At 65.9% G+C, this 14,354-nt stretch carries 8 protein-coding genes; 2 read left to right on the top strand and 6 right to left on the bottom strand.

The window, feature by feature from the left end; all coding sequences use genetic code 11:
- Positions 1–63 precede the first annotated feature (63 nt).
- The gene (locus tag ACM43_RS33350; protein ID WP_271545907.1) at positions 64–3,513 is read right to left on the bottom strand and encodes an indolepyruvate ferredoxin oxidoreductase family protein; all 3,450 of its coding nucleotides are present in this window, start codon (positions 3,511–3,513) and stop codon (positions 64–66) included.
- Between the two features lie 153 nt (positions 3,514–3,666).
- On the opposite strand from ACM43_RS33350, the gene ACM43_RS33345 reads away from it, so the two are divergent.
- Together ACM43_RS33345 and ACM43_RS33340 are read left to right on the top strand one after the other, a co-directional pair.
- Positions 3,667–4,122 carry an Lrp/AsnC family transcriptional regulator gene (locus tag ACM43_RS33345; RefSeq protein WP_036021113.1) on the top strand — a complete coding sequence of 152 codons (456 nt, stop codon included), beginning with the start codon at positions 3,667–3,669 and terminating at the stop codon, positions 4,120–4,122.
- Positions 4,123–4,367: 245 nt separating this feature from the next.
- Positions 4,368–8,483 (top strand): bifunctional diguanylate cyclase/phosphodiesterase, encoded by a 4,116-nt coding sequence (locus ACM43_RS33340; RefSeq protein WP_271545905.1) that lies wholly within the window; start codon positions 4,368–4,370, stop codon positions 8,481–8,483.
- On the opposite strand, the gene ACM43_RS33335 is transcribed toward ACM43_RS33340, so the two are convergent.
- The 5 genes from ACM43_RS33335 to ACM43_RS33315 form a co-directional block, all read right to left on the bottom strand.
- Positions 8,457–8,798 (bottom strand): hypothetical protein, encoded by a 342-nt coding sequence (locus ACM43_RS33335; RefSeq protein WP_157283101.1) that lies wholly within the window; start codon positions 8,796–8,798, stop codon positions 8,457–8,459. The two genes, ACM43_RS33340 and ACM43_RS33335, sit on opposite strands and share 27 nt — an antisense overlap.
- A gap of 220 nt (positions 8,799–9,018) precedes the next feature.
- Complete coding sequence (gene galE, locus ACM43_RS33330) at positions 9,019–10,011, bottom strand: UDP-glucose 4-epimerase GalE (protein ID WP_035997363.1); 993 nt, start codon at positions 10,009–10,011, stop codon at positions 9,019–9,021.
- A 19-nt stretch (positions 10,012–10,030) separates the two neighbouring features.
- Positions 10,031–10,834: a WecB/TagA/CpsF family glycosyltransferase gene (locus tag ACM43_RS33325; RefSeq protein ID WP_271545900.1), complete on the bottom strand. Its 804-nt coding sequence runs from the start codon at positions 10,832–10,834 to the stop codon at positions 10,031–10,033.
- Positions 10,827–13,202 (bottom strand): Wzz/FepE/Etk N-terminal domain-containing protein, encoded by a 2,376-nt coding sequence (locus ACM43_RS33320; RefSeq protein ID WP_271545898.1) that lies wholly within the window; start codon positions 13,200–13,202, stop codon positions 10,827–10,829. The genes ACM43_RS33325 and ACM43_RS33320 overlap by 8 nt, the downstream gene beginning before the upstream one ends.
- 282 nt (positions 13,203–13,484) lie before the next feature.
- Complete coding sequence (locus ACM43_RS33315) at positions 13,485–14,285, bottom strand: class I SAM-dependent methyltransferase (RefSeq protein ID WP_157283098.1); 801 nt, start codon at positions 14,283–14,285, stop codon at positions 13,485–13,487.
- Positions 14,286–14,354 lie beyond the last annotated feature (69 nt).

The following is a 14,354-nucleotide window of genomic DNA, read 5'->3' as shown; positions in this document are numbered from 1 at the left end:
GATTGCAGGAGGCCTTCAGAGCGCCCCTTAAGGAGCAGAGGCTGAAGCGTCCGCGGCGCCGCGTCAACCGGTGGCGAGCATCCTTGCCGGCGTTGGCGTGTCCAGTTCGGCGAGTAGCCGCTCGACGTCGGCCTTCACCTTCACAACCGCGATGTCCTTCACCGGGCCATAGCCGCGGATATCCATCGGGCCTTTGGCGATCGCCACGAGATTTGGCAGATGCGCCGCATCGAGCTCGCCCAGCATCCGCTCGATCAGGCCTTCATACCAGGCGATCAGTTCACGCTCGGCGCGCCGGTCCGCGGTGTAGCCGAACGGATCGAACGGCGTGCCACGCAGTGCTTTCAAGCGCGCGAGCATGGCCAGAGGCACCTGAATCCACTGGCCGAAGGCGCGTTTGCGCGGACGTCCCCGTGCATCGCGCCGCGACTTCAGGAACGGCGGGGCGAGGTGGTACTGGATGCTGAAGCCGTCCTCGAATTCACGCTTCAGCTCGTCGAGAAAGCCGCTTCGCATGTGCAGCCGCGCCACCTCGTACTCGTCCTTGTAGGCCATCAGCTTGAACAGGCCGCGAGCGACCGCCTCGGTCAGCGCCTCACTGTTCAGCTTGGCCTCGGCATTGCGGACCTTTCCGACCATCGCCCGGTAGCGCGCCGCGTAGGCGTCGTTCTGATAGGCCGTGAGGAACTCGGCGCGCCGGGCAATGAGCTGGTCGAGCGTCTCGGCTTCAGGTGCCTTGTTCGAGGTCGGCAGAAAATCCGGATCGGCAGCGGCGATCCGGCCCCAGGCAAAGGCCTGCTTGTTGCGTTCGACCGCGACGCCGTTGAGCTCGATCGCGCGGAGCAGCGCCTGCAACGAGACAGGGACGAGACCGCGCTGCCAGGCAAAGCCCAGCATGATGATGTTGGCGTAGACGGCATCGCCGAGCAGGCGCTCGGCCAGCGCATTGGCATTGACCGTGTCGAGATTGTGCTCGCCGATGACCTGACCGATCGCGCGCAGGCGGCTTGGCGCAGCGAGATCGGCGTCGCGGAAGCGGACCACGTCGCCGGTCGGCATTTCCGCGGTATTGACGGCGGCACGGGTGCCGCGGCGATATGTGCCTGAGGCTTTGGGCGAGGCGCTGACGACGAGGTCGCAGCCGATCAGCGCATCGGCCGCGCCCTGGTCGACGCGAACCTGGTGCAGCGCCTCGGGGCTCGCGGCCAGGCGAATGTAGCTCAGCACAGGCCCGAATTTCTGCGCAAAGCCGGTGAAGTCGAGCACCGAAACGCCGCGGCGTTCCAGATGCGCGGCCATGCCGATCAGCGCGCCGACGGTGATCACGCCGGTGCCGCCGACGCCGGTCACCAAGAGATCGTAGGGCCGCTCGAGCGTTGCGGGGGCGGGCAGGGGTAGCGTGGCGGCGTGGCCGGCCGCATCGATCCGGCTCGCGCTCTTCTTCCGCCGCGTCGCGCCTTCGATCGTGACAAAGCTCGGGCAGAAGCCGTTGAGGCAGGAAAAATCCTTGTTGCAGGACGACAGATTGATCTGCCGCTTGCGGCCGAACGGCGTCTCCTTCGGCTCGACGCTGAGGCAGTTGGATTCGACCGAGCAGTCGCCGCAGCCTTCGCAGACGAGGTCGTTGATGTAAGCGAAGCGCTTGGGATCGGCCATCTGCCCGCGCTTGCGCCGGCGCCGCTTCTCGGTGGCGCAGGTCTGCTGGTAGATCAGCACCGAGACGCCGGGAACCTCGCGCAGCTCGCGCTGCACGGCATCCATCTCCTCACGCGGATGGATGGTCACGCCGGATGGCAGGTCGGCCGGCCTGAATTGCGCGGGATCGTCCGACACCAGGGCGATGCGCTCGACACCCTCGGCGCGAACGCTGTGGGCGATGGCATGGACGCTGACGGGCCCGTCGACCGGCTGACCGCCGGTCATGGCGACCGCGTCGTTAAACAGGACCTTATAGGTGATGTTGGCCTTGGCCGCGATCGCCTGCCGGATCGCCATCGAGCCGGAGTGATAATAGGTGCCTTCGCCGAGATTCTGGAACACGTGCTTGCGGCCGGTGAATCGCGATGAAGCAGCCCAGTTCACGCCCTCGCCGCCCATTTGGATCAGTGAGGAGGTCTCGCGGTCCATCCAGCTCGCCATGAAGTGACAGCCGATGCCGGCGAGCGCCTTCGATCCTTCCGGCACTTTGGTCGAGGTGTTGTGCGGACATCCCGAGCAGAAATAGGGCGTGCGGGTCGCGCCGCTGACATTGATCGTGCGCGCGGCCTCCGGCATCAGGGCGGCCGCGCGCGCGGCGAGATTGAGACCCGGAAACATCGGATCGAGCCGGCGCGCGAGCACGTTCGCGAGCGCGCGAGGCGACAATTCGCCGATCCAGGAGATCAACCGTGCGCCGGTTTCGTCGTGCTTGCCGACCATGCGCTCGGGCTTGCTGCCGGGATAATCGTAAAAATATTCCTTGAACTGGCTCTCGATGATGCCGCGCTTCTCCTCGACCACCAGGATCTCGCGCTTGCCCTTCACGAACTCCATCGCGTCGTGCAGCGCCAGCGGCCAGACCATGCCGACCTTGTAGACGTCGATGCCGATGCGGCGACAGGCCGCTTCATCGAGGCCCATAAGCCGCAGCGCTTCCATCAGGTCGAGATGCGCCTTGCCGGTGGTGACGATGCCGTAGGTGGCGCTGGGGATATCGTAGATGTGGCGGTCGATCGGATTGGCCTTGGCGAAGGCGTAGACGGCGTGCTTCTTGGCTTCCAGCCGCTCCTCGATCTGCGGGCCCGGCAAATCGGGCCAGCGATAGTGCAGGCCGCCGGGCGGCGGCGTGAAGTCGGGCGTGCGGAACACGCGCGGCGGGCGCAGCGCGACGGATGCGCCTGATTCCACGATCTCGGAGATCGCCTTGAAGCCGACCCACATGCCGGAGAAGCGGCTCAGCGCATAGCCATATTCGCCGAACGCCAGATATTCGCCGACGTCCGAGGGGTGCAGCGTCGGCATGAACCAGCTCATGAAGGCGACGTCGGACTGGTGCGGCATCGAGGAGGAGACGCAGCCATGGTCGTCGCCGGCGACCACCAGCACGCCGCCATGCGGCGAGGAGCCATAGGCATTGCCGTGCTTGAGCGCATCGCCGGACCGATCGATGCCCGGGCCCTTGCCGTACCAGAGCCCGAATACGCCATCGACCTCGCGGTCGCCTTGCGTCTCGACCTGCTGCGATCCCAGCACCGCGGTCGCCGCGAGGTCCTCGTTCACGGCGGGGAGGAATTCGATGTGGTCCCGCTTGAGCCGCTCCTGGATGCGCCAGAGCTCGAGATCGATGCCACCGAGCGGCGAGCCGCGATAGCCGGAGATGAAGCCTGCGGTGTTGAGCCCGGCCGCACGGTCTCGTCGCGCCTGGTCGAGCGCGATGCGGACGATGGCCTGCGTGCCCGTGAGGAAGACGCGGCCCTCCTCGCGCTCATAGCGATCGGAGAGCTCGTACGTGTCGAGTGAGGCAATGGCGTCCATGGCGGACCTCGCGCGGCATCCTGCCCAGTGATGGAAGGTTATGCCCGGGCCGCTGGTAGGTCTTACCTATTTATCCCTTCTGTTATAGAAATTCGGTAGAATTTTGCATGCAGGCGTCCAATCTGGTAGATCTGCTCGAACTGGAGCCTTCCCATGATCGAAGAGCAGGACACCCGCATTCTCGCCCATCTCCAGCGAGATGGCCGCGCCACCAACCAGCAACTCGCCGACGGGGTCGGCATGTCCACCTCGGCCTGCTGGCGTCGGGTGCGGGCGCTGGAAGAGAGCGGCGTCATCCAGGGCTATGCGGCGCTGGTCGCGCGCGAACGGGCGGGCTTTGCGATGTCCGCCATCCTCCACGTCTCGCTGGAGCGGCACGATGCAAAGTTCGTCGATGAATTCGTGGCGAGGGTCACGAAGCGCCGCGAGGTGCTGGAGTGTTTTGCGACCACCGGGGACGCCGATTATCATTTGCGCGTCGTCGTGCAGGACATGGCGGCCTACAACCGCTTCCTCGACGAGTTCATGTTCCGCATCCCCGGCATCCGTTACGTCCGCAGCAACGTGGTGCTGAAGGAGATCAAGACCAGCGTGGCGCTGCCGTTTTGAAGGAGGTGCTACGGCACCGCGACATCAACCTCCCGTAAACCAACACAGGCTGCAAACTGGTAGACGGAACATGCCATTAGTCGGCGGTTCGACCTCGCAGCGGTATTCCGGTCAGTTTTGTCGCGCTCGTTCGCAGCTCGTTCACTTTGATCGACGGTTTGCGCCGAGCAATAACGACCACTTAGGCGATCGCCGCGCATAAAGGCCCCGGGATAAATAGGCAGAAATGCCCGGGAGCTGAGATCGTGCCGACGACACTCGCGCGCACCTTTGCGGCGTTGAGCGCCATCAATGAAGCGATCCTGTACGCGAGATCGCCGGAGGAGCTGTACCAGAAGGTCTGCGACGCCGGGTTTTCGAGCGGGGATTTTCTGGCCGTTGCCGTTTTCCTGGTCGAGCCGGACGGCCGAAGGCTGCGCTACGCGGCCGGTTGTGGCGATGACATTGCGCGGCTCCGCTCGATCGTGATCACGACGGAAGCCGGCACGCCAGAGGGATCCGGCGTCGGCGGCGAGGCGTTTCGCGATCAGAAGCTGTGCGTCAGCAACGACTATCTGAACGATCCGCGCTCGCTGGCGTGGCGCGAAGGCGCCGCCAAGGCGCATATCGGTGCGGCCGCGGCGCTGCCGCTGCTCTGCAATGGCAAGAGCGTCGGCGTATTGTATGTGACGCGGAGCGAGGCCAACTCGCTGAACGAGCAGATGGTGTCACTGTTCGAGCGCATGTCGGCGAACGTTTCCTACGCGCTGGACAATTTCGCCCGTGAGACCGCGCGGCAGACCAGCGAGCGGGCGACGCGGCGGCTCAACCGCATGTTCGGCGCCATCAGCGCCACCAACGAGGCCATCCTGCGCGCCAAGACCGAGCGGGAGCTATACCAGCTCGTGTGCGACGCTTCGGTCCACAGCGGCAAGTCGCTGGCGACCATCGTGCTGCTTCGCGAGCCGGACTCGCACTGGATGAAGCCTGTCGCCGCCACCGGGCAGAACCTCGATCTCGTCACCCAGGCGCGCTATTCGGTCGATCCGGACAATCCTTACGGCAAGGGTATCTCGGGCGAGGTGTTCCGGACGCAGAAAGCCATCGTCGAGGACGATCTTGCCAGCCGCACAAGGGGCACGCCGTGGGAGCAGGCCAACGTCAACACCGGCGTCGCCGCCTGCGTGGTCGCGCCGTTGATCAGGTACGGCGAGAGCGTCGGCGTGCTGCTGTTCTTCATCAGCCGGTCCTGGGCCAAGGACGAGGAGATCGTCGCGCTGCTGCTGCGCATGGCCGAGAACGTCTCCTTCGCGATCGAGAATTTCGGCCGCGAGGCCGAGAAAGCCCGGATCTCCGCCGAAGAAGAGTGCCTGGCGCGGATGTATGCGGCGCTCAGCGCCACCAACGAGGCGATCCTGCGGGCACGGTCGCGGGCTGAGCTGTTCGACCTCGTCTGCGAGGCGACCGCAACGGGAGCAAAGTTCACCTCGGCCACCGTCGCGCTGGTCGACCATCAGACCGGGCTGCTGCGCGTCGTCGCCTGCTACGGGCCGAATGCGGATCAGGTTCGCAACTTCACGTTCTCCACCTCCGACCAGGTGCCCGAAGGGCGCGGCTTGACCGGCACCGCGTTTCGCACGCGCCAGCCCGCCGTCAGCAACGACGTGCTCGCTGACGAGCGCATTGCGCCGTGGCAGGCCAGTGCCCGCCGCAACGGCATCGCGTCCTCCGCGGCCTTGCCGCTGTTCAACGGCGACCGGGTCGAGGGCGTCTTTCTGTTCAACTCCCCGGAGCGCGGCACCTTCACCCCGGAGCTTGTCGAGCTACTGCGCAAGCTTCAGGCCAACGTCGCCTTCGCGCTCGAAAGTTTCGACCGCGCCGACGAGAAGGCGCGGGCGGACAAGCAGCGCAATCGTCTGAGCGGAATGTTCGAGGCGCTGAGCGCGACCAACGAAGCCATCATGCGCGCCAAGACGCGCGAGGAGTTGTTCGAGGCGGCCTGCCAGGCGGCCGTGCTCGGCGACCTGTTCGCCTCGGCGACGATCGGCATCATCGACGACGCGCGCGAGCTCGTCCGCGTCGTTGCCGTCAAGGGACGCCTGCAGGAGCGTATGACCGGGCGCACCTGCATCATTTCCGCCGATCATCCCGAAGGCCAGGGCATCATCGGCACCTCGCTGCGGACGTGCCGGCCCAGTGTGATGAACGATTATCTGAACGAGCCGCGCTCCGCATATTGGCGCGCAAAGGCCATCGAGGATGGAACGCGGGCTGCGGCGAGCTTCCCGCTTCTGAGAGCGGGACGGGAACCGATCGGCATTCTGCTCTTCCTCGCACCGGAAGAGAATACGTTCACGCCCGATCTGGTCGAGCTGCTCGGGCGCCTCGCGGAGAACGTCTCCTTCGCACTCGACAATTTCGAGCGCGCTGAGGAGAAGGCCCGCACCGAAGCGCAGAAGGAGCGCCTGACGCGCATGTTCGCGGCGCTGAGTGCGACCAACGAGGCGATCATGCGCGCGAAGTCGCGCGCCGAGCTGTTTGACCTCGTCTGCCTTGCGGCATCGAACGGCGCCAAGTTCACCTCGACCACGATTGCCCTAGCCAGATCCGGCACGGACCAGCTCGAGATCGTCGCCGCCGCAGGTCCCTCCGCCGGCACCACGCGCAATGTCCGTCTCTCCATCGATCCGGATCGGCCGGAAGGGCGCGGCATGAGCGGCACGGCGTTCCGCACGCGCCAGCCCTGCATCAGCAACGATTATCTCAACGACGACCGCGTCCGTATCTTCCACCCCATCGTGCGCGGGGACGGCGCGCGGTCGGGCGCCGCGTTTCCGCTCATCGTTCACGACCAGGCGGTTGGCGTCATGATCTACATGTCGACCGAACCGGCGACCTTCACGCCCGAATTCGTCGAGCTGTTGCAGCGCCTCGCCGACAACGTCGCTTTCGCGATGGAGAACTTCGATCGCGCCGACGAGAAGAACAAGGCCGACGAGCGCATCGAATACCTCGCCTCGCACGACAGCTTGACCGACCTGCCGAACCGCGAGACCTTCAACGCCCTGCTGCGCGAGGCGATCGATGCGGCGCAACGCCACGATCACCGCTTTGCGGTGCTGTTTATCGACCTCGACCGCTTCAAGGTCATCAACGATTCGCTGGGTCACGAGGCCGGCGACCTGCTCCTGCTCGAGGTGGCGAACCGCCTGCGCGGCGCTCTGCGAGCGAGCGACGTGGTCGCGCGCCTCGGCGGCGACGAGTTCGTGGTGATCCTCGACCAGTGCGGCGAGATCGAGGACGTCCAGCGCATCGCCACCGGGCTGCTCGCCGCGCTCGCCGAGCCCATGCAGCTGGCCGGCCACGAGTGCCATTCCACCGCCTCGATCGGCATCGCGATGTATCCGGCCAACGGCTCCGACGCCCAGACGCTGACCAAGAACGCCGACATGGCGATGTACCTCGCCAAGGAGGACGGCAAGAACGGCTATCGCTTCTTCTCCAACGAGGTGAAGACGCAATCGATCGAGCGGCTGTCGCTGGAGAGCGCGCTGCGCCGCGCGCTGGAGCGCGAGCAGTTCTCGCTCAACTACCAGCCCAAGGTGGATATGGCGACGGGGCAGATCACGGGCGTCGAGGCGCTGCTGCGCTGGACGCATCCCGATCTCGGCAATGTCTCGCCGGCACAGTTCATTCCGCTCGCGGAGGAAACCGGGCTGATCGTGCCGATCGGCCGCTGGGTGCTGAAAGAGGCCTGCGCGCAGGCCATGGCCTGGCAGCGCCGCGGCCTGCTGCCGCTGTCGATGGCGGTCAACCTGTCGCCGCGGCAGTTTGCCGACGAGCATCTGTTGCAGGACGTCGACGAGGCGCTGGCGGCCTCCGGCATGTCGCCCGTGCTGCTCCAGCTCGAGGTCACCGAGAGCATGATGATGCGCAATGTCGGCCGCGCGCTGAAGGTGCTCGACTCCATCCAGAGCCGCGGCATCCGTCTCGCCATCGATGATTTCGGCACCGGCTATTCGTCGATGTCGCTGATGAAGCACTTCCCGATCGACACCATCAAGATCGACCGCTCCTTCGTGCGCGACCTGCCGCAGGATTCGGAGGATCAGGCCATCGCGCAGGCGATCATCAGCATGGGCAAGGCCCTCGGCATGACCGTCGTCGCCGAAGGCGTCGAGAACGCCGAGCAGGAGGCATTCCTGCGCGCCCATGGCTGCGACGAGATGCAGGGCTTCCTGATCTCCAAGCCGCTGCCGGCGCGGCAGATGAGCGAGCTGCTGCGGCCCATGGCGCTGCCCGTCGCGCCGCCGCTGCAGCCGGAGCAGGACGCTGCAGTCACGGAAGCTGCGGCGTCACGGCTGAAACGCACTGTCGTCTGACGGCTGCGGCTGCAGCTCGCGAATCTCGTCATCCTTGGTGTCTGCCTTGCGCGGAAAATCCTCCGGCCAAGACACCGAGGTCTGATCCTCGAACAGAGCGAGGAGCAGACACGCGCCCTCTGCAAAGGTCGATCCGTCTTCGAGGCCGAGCGCATGCGACCACGCACCGGGCATCGGCTGGCGCACGTCGAGCACCGCGATCGCGGGTCCCCACCACCAAGCCGGCGCCGGCGAGCGCTCGTCCTCGGGCACGGCGAGCCAGCGGGCGAACTCGTTCACCACGCGCTCGAATTGCAGGCTTGCGGCCTGATGCATTCGCTCGGTGCTCCTTGTCGCGCCTGAAACCAGGCCGATGCGCGCACTCGGTCGTGGTCGTGAAGTTTTGAAGAACGGCGTCTCTCGGAGGCCGTATGCCGGCCCATCGGGGCCATACCACAAGCAAGCGACGGCCGGAAAAGAGGCCGGCGCGGCTGTCATACTCTCTTCATTCTCTTTAGCGGTTGAAGGTGCCCACCGGCAAGGAGCAATATGCTGCCTAACGTGGCCTGAACGGATGCGCCTTCTGGTGCCAGGCCCAGGCCGTGCGGACGATCGTCGGCAGGTCGGAGTGACGCGGCACGAAGTTCAGCACCTTTCTTGCAGCAGAGGGATCGGCGACCAGAAAGGTGGGATCGCCGGCGCGGCGCGGCTTGATCGTGTGTGGCACCTCGCGCCCGGTCTCCTGCCTGATGGCATCGAGGATCTCGCGCACGGAAAAGCCGGAGCCGGTGCCGAGATTGAAGCTGCCGCCGGCATGGCCTTGCTCCAGAAGCCTCAAGGCCGCCACATGCGCCGCCGCAAGGTCCGTGACGTGGATGTAGTCGCGGATCGCGGTGCCGTCGGGCGTGTCGTAATCGTCGCCGAACACCGCGAACTCGACATGGCCCTGAAGCGCCATCATCGCGCGGGGGATGAGGTGGGTTTCGTTGTCGCGCAGCTCGCCGATGCCGCCGGCCGGATCGGCGCCGCTGGCGTTGAAATAGCGCAGGCAGAACGCGCCGAAGCCGTAGGCCGTGCGGTAGTCGGCGAGCATGCGCTCGATCATCAATTTCGACGCGCCGTAAGGATTGATCGGCGCGCAAGGAAAGTCTTCCGGCAGCGCCTTGGAATCCGCGTTGCCGTAGACGGCGCCGGTCGAGGAGAACACGATGCGATGGCAGCCCGCGTTGCGCATCGCCTGCAGCAGCGACAGCGTGCCCTGGACGTTGTTGATGTAATATTTCTGCGGGTCGGTCATGGATTCCCCGACGAGGCTCGCCGCCGCGAAATGCATCACCGCCGCGATCTTGTGGTCGGCGAAGGCGCGCGCCAGGGCCGCGCCGTCGAGCAGATCGCCCGTCACCAGCGGGCCCGATACGAAGCTGCGATGACCTGTCGAGAGATTGTCATAAACGACGGGCTGATAGCCGGCGGCGGACAATGCACGGCAGGCATGCGAGCCAATATAGCCAGCGCCCCCGGTGACGAGGACGGTCGGTCGGTCGGTCATGTCGTATTCTGCTCTTCTCTTAACGGAGGGGCCGGTTGCGGCTGAAGAGAAGATAGAGCGCGCGGGGGTTGGTGGTCAAATAACGCCAGAGCAGACGGCGCGGCTCGAGCAAGGTGCGCCAGGCCCATTCGAGCCCGATTTTCTGCATCCATTGCGGCGCGCGGGAACGGCTGCCTGACAAGAAGTTGAACAATCCGCCGGATGTCTTGATGACGCCAACATTGGTCAGATGCGGCGTGAATTCCTTCACGAATGCCTGTTCGTTGGGCACACCGAGCGCGACCCACAGATAGTCCGGCGCCAGGGCGTTGATCTCCTCGACCTTGGCACGCAGCGCCTCGCCGCGCAGATAGCCGTGGCTGTGCCCGACGATCTTGAGACGTGGATACATTTTCTGGACGTTCGCGACCGCCGCGGCGTTCTCGGCCTCGCTTGCGCCGAACATGTAGAAGGTGCGGCCGGCGGCTTCGGCCTTGCGCGCAACGACGTGGAACAGGTCCGTGGTTGCGACGCGCTCCGGCAGCGGGAACCAGGATTGCAGCTTCGAAGCGGCGACCAGCGGCTGACCGTCGGCGTTGATCAGATCGGCGGCACGGAACAGGTGCTCGGTCTGCGGCTCGGTCGAGCAGCGCGCCAGCACCTCGCCATTGGCCGAGGTCAGGAACAGCGGACGGCCGATGCGATGGTCGGGATTCGTCGCCTCGATCATGAAATCGGCGGTGGCTTCCAGGTCGATCGCGGCCATGCGAAGTCCGCCGACGGTAATTCTCGGCACCTCGGCAGTTGCTGCCCGTCCGTCGAGGTTGACGCGGCGCTCAAGCATATTGTCTGCCTCGCTGGCGCGTTTGCATTGCAGGGGTGAGCTCGTCGAGCACGACGCCGACGAGCTTGCGCTCGGCCGGGCCGAGCGCGGCTAGGATCTCTTCCAGGCTGTCGTTGACGTCGAGGCTGGTCGGCAGCACGGCCACCAGCGAGTCGATGTCCTCGAGCAGCTTGCGGCCGCCGGCCGCGAGCGGAATGGCTGGGCCGTCGAGGATCACGAGATCATAGCCGCCCGCGGAATGGGCCTGCACAATCGCCTTGTGGATGGCATCGGCGGCTTTGCCGGCGTCGCCATCGGCGGCCGGCAGCACCGAGATGCCATTGACCGTCTTGATCTCGCGCGCGTCCTTGCTGCCGATCGAGAGCCAGCCGAGCCTGCTCGGCTCGCTCTTGCCGGGACGGATGACCCTGTTCGTGAGCGAGCGCGCCTGATGGTCGGCATCGATCATCAGCACGCGGGCGCCGTCGCGTGCGGCCGCCAGCGCGAAGTTCAGCGCGGCCACGCTGCGGCCGCTGGTCATGCCGGTGCCGACGAGCGCGACGACCGGCATCGCCTTGCCGCCGGCGCGGCGCGTCACCGCGGCGCGCATGTCGCGCCAGGCGTTGAGCAAGCTCGTCATGGGAAAGCCGGGGCGCAGCGTCGGCCAACCCAGCCGCGTGAGATCGACGCCGCCGCCGGTGGGAAGGATGGCGCCGAGCGTATGGATGACGTCGGCCTCCTGGAAGCGTGCGATCAGCGGCTTCTCGATCACTGGCTGCTCGACCATCGAAGGCTGCAGCGGGGGCGCGGCAAGTTCCGGCGTCGATGGCGCTGCTTCAGGAACGCGCGGGGCCTGCCGCGGCGGAGCAACCTCCGCAGCGCGCGGCAGCTCCGGAGCTCGGGACGTCTGCGGCGCCGGCGAGCGCTCACGCCGGGCGGGTGTCGGCGTCCCGGGCGCGGCTGCACCGGCGAAAAGCAAATCTGCCACAACGAACCAGCTCGACGCCGCGATCGCCCCGAAGATGAAGCCGATCATGGCGAACAGGCTCATGGCCGGCGGGAACGAGCGCCGCTGCGGCACCGTCGCCTCGCCGATGACGCGGGCGGCCGAGGTGTTCAGGCTCTCCTGCTCCTCGGTCTCGCGGGAGCGCTTGAGAAAGGACTGATAGACCTCGCGGCTGGCATCGGCTTCGCGCTCGAGCTCGCGCAGGCGCACGGCGGCCTGGCTGAGCTGGACGCTCTGCCGCTTCTGCGCTTCCAGCGCGCGGTTGAGCGAGGCCTCGAAATCGCGGGCGCGCGTCAGATCGTTCTTGGCGGACTGGGCGAAGCGGTCGATCTCCTCGTTGATGGTGCGCTTGAGATCCTCGACCTGCTTCTCGGTCTGACGCAGCGCCGGGTGGCGCGGGCCGAGCTCACCGGCCTGCTCCGCATATTTCTTGCGCGCATCGGCATATTGCGCGCGCAAATTCGCAATCGTCGGCGATTGCAGCGCCTCCGGAATCGCGCCGGCATCGGCAGCGGTGCGGCGGCTCGCCTCGATCTGGTCGAGCCGCGCCTGCGCGTCCATCGTCGCTGCGCGGGCCGCGGAAAGCCGCTGATTGCTGGCGGAGAGCTGCTGATCGCTAATCAACGCATCCTGGGTGCCGACGAAATTGTTCTGGGCCTTGTAGGTCGCCAGCGCAGTCTCGGCGTTACGCAGCCGGTCGCGCAGCTCCTTCAGGCGGCTGGAGAGATCGTTGGTGGCACGCCGTGCCGCCGAAGCCTGCGACTTGCGGGACTCGGCGAGATAAGCATTGGTCAGCGTGTTGGCGAGCATCGCCGCCTTGGCGGGATTCGTCGACCAGACCTCGATGTCGACGATGAAGCTCTTCTCGGTTTTGCGGATCGCGATGTGCTTGTTCAACGCATCGAGCGCCGCGAGCTCCACTTCCCTCTTCTCCGCAGCGGAGGGCGCGCGCGGTTGCAGGCCGATCAGGCCGAGCAGCGACGACATCAGGCTCCCAGCCTCACCGCCTCCGAATTCCGGATCCTTGTCGAGGCCGGCCTGCTGGATCACCTGGAGCAGCACGCTGTTGGAGGTGATCAGGCGCGCCTGGCTCTCCACCACCATGGCCATGCCGGTGACGTCCTGGGCCCGGGGCGTGAGCTCGCGGTCGACGAGCTGAAGCTCGCGCGGGTCGACATAGAGCTGAGCGGTGGCGGTGTAGCGGGGCGTCACGCTCTTGCCGATCGTGACGGCAAGCGCCGCACCGAGCAGGGCGGCCGCGGCGATCGCGACCTTCCGCCGCCAGAGCAGATTGGCGAGCTCCAGCACGTTGAAGCCGGCCTGAGGCTTCCGTTGCGCAGCCTCCGGTCCGGCTCGATCGATCGGCTGGTTATAGTCAAGCATGATCCCCAGCTTTCATTCCAAGTGCCGCGGGCTGAGGGGTTACTCTTCGCTTTACGCCACGCACCCGGGATATAGGTGTCCGATCAACGCAACAGCGAAAATTAACCATACTCATTGAGGGACTATTCACCGAAATGGCAAACAAAGCGTTTAAGCGCATGCCATCCCTCGGCGCCTTCCTGTGAATCTCGCGATACCCGCTCCTTAACGGTTCGTTACCGCGCGCAGCATGGCCGCGAGCCGTCGCTCGTCCGTTGATGGGCCGCGCACGTGCCATCGCCGTCAGATCCTCCGAAGGATGACGTGATAGTCGCCGCGGCGGACGTCGGTGCCGCGCGGCAGCACGGCGTTGAGCACCGCGGCGCCGGCGTCGACCAGGGCCGCAAACAGCGGCTTGCGCCGGCGCATCTCGGGATAGCGCGGACTTTCGACTTCACGACGATAGATCATCTCGAGGCCGTTGGCGGCTGCGAATGCTTCCAGCCGGGGCAGCGTCACCAGCGGATGGAAGAACGTCGGGAACGGCGGCTCGCCGGGCAGGCCGGCGTCCTTGATGCCGCGGATATGCCGGTAGAACCAGACGTGAAACCAGTGCGGCGAATATTTGGTGACGAACCCGGAGAGCGAGCGCGGATTCGGTGCGCCGATCAGGATCATCCCGCCCCGCCTCAGCGCATCGCGGAAGTTCAAGAGCGCGGCGTCGACATGGGGCAAGTGCTCGATGACGTTGTAGCATATCACGAGATCGAAGGTCTCGCGGGCGAAGCTGTAGGTCTGGACGTCGCCGAGGATCGCCTCGTCGGCGTAGGTGTTGTTGCGGACCTGGTCCTCGTCGATGTCGACCACGGTGACCTTGCTGCGGCTCAGCAAGTCCGGTGGCAGAACGCTGCACGAGCCGCCGCCCGCCTCATAGATCGCGAGCCGGCCCTGCGGCAGCTCGCGGCACAGCACGTCGTGGACGGCGAGCAGGCTGTCGCGGGCTTCGCCGGGAACGAGATCATGGAGCGCCTCGGCATATGGTGCAGCCGCGGGGAATTGGATCGCCGTGGCTGTCGCGAAATCGATCGGTGCTGGCTTGTTCATGGATTCTGACCGCGCTTGTTCTATTCAAATTTACAGGAAAAAATGCGCCTGCCCGAAGAGCAAATCCGA

The organism is Bradyrhizobium sp. CCBAU 45321 (assembly GCF_028128975.1).
Classification (GTDB): Bacteria; Pseudomonadota; Alphaproteobacteria; order Rhizobiales; family Xanthobacteraceae; genus Bradyrhizobium; species Bradyrhizobium yuanmingense.
This window is presented reverse-complemented; position numbering and strand designations above follow the sequence as displayed.

What these genes read in the sequence shown, in the direction of transcription:
- ACM43_RS33350 (WP_271545907.1), bottom strand. Translation starts at nt 3,513, where the DNA reads ATGGACGCCATTGCCTCACTCGACACGTACGAGCTCTCCGATCGCTAT.
- ACM43_RS33345 (WP_036021113.1), top strand. Translation starts at nt 3,667, where the DNA reads ATGATCGAAGAGCAGGACACCCGCATTCTCGCCCATCTCCAGCGAGAT.
- ACM43_RS33335 (WP_157283101.1), bottom strand. Translation starts at nt 8,798, where the DNA reads ATGCATCAGGCCGCAAGCCTGCAATTCGAGCGCGTGGTGAACGAGTTC.
- galE (WP_035997363.1), bottom strand. Translation starts at nt 10,011, where the DNA reads ATGACCGACCGACCGACCGTCCTCGTCACCGGGGGCGCTGGCTATATT.
- ACM43_RS33325 (WP_271545900.1), bottom strand. Translation starts at nt 10,834, where the DNA reads ATGCTTGAGCGCCGCGTCAACCTCGACGGACGGGCAGCAACTGCCGAG.
- ACM43_RS33320 (WP_271545898.1), bottom strand. Translation starts at nt 13,202, where the DNA reads ATGCTTGACTATAACCAGCCGATCGATCGAGCCGGACCGGAGGCTGCG.
- ACM43_RS33315 (WP_157283098.1), bottom strand. Translation starts at nt 14,285, where the DNA reads ATGAACAAGCCAGCACCGATCGATTTCGCGACAGCCACGGCGATCCAA.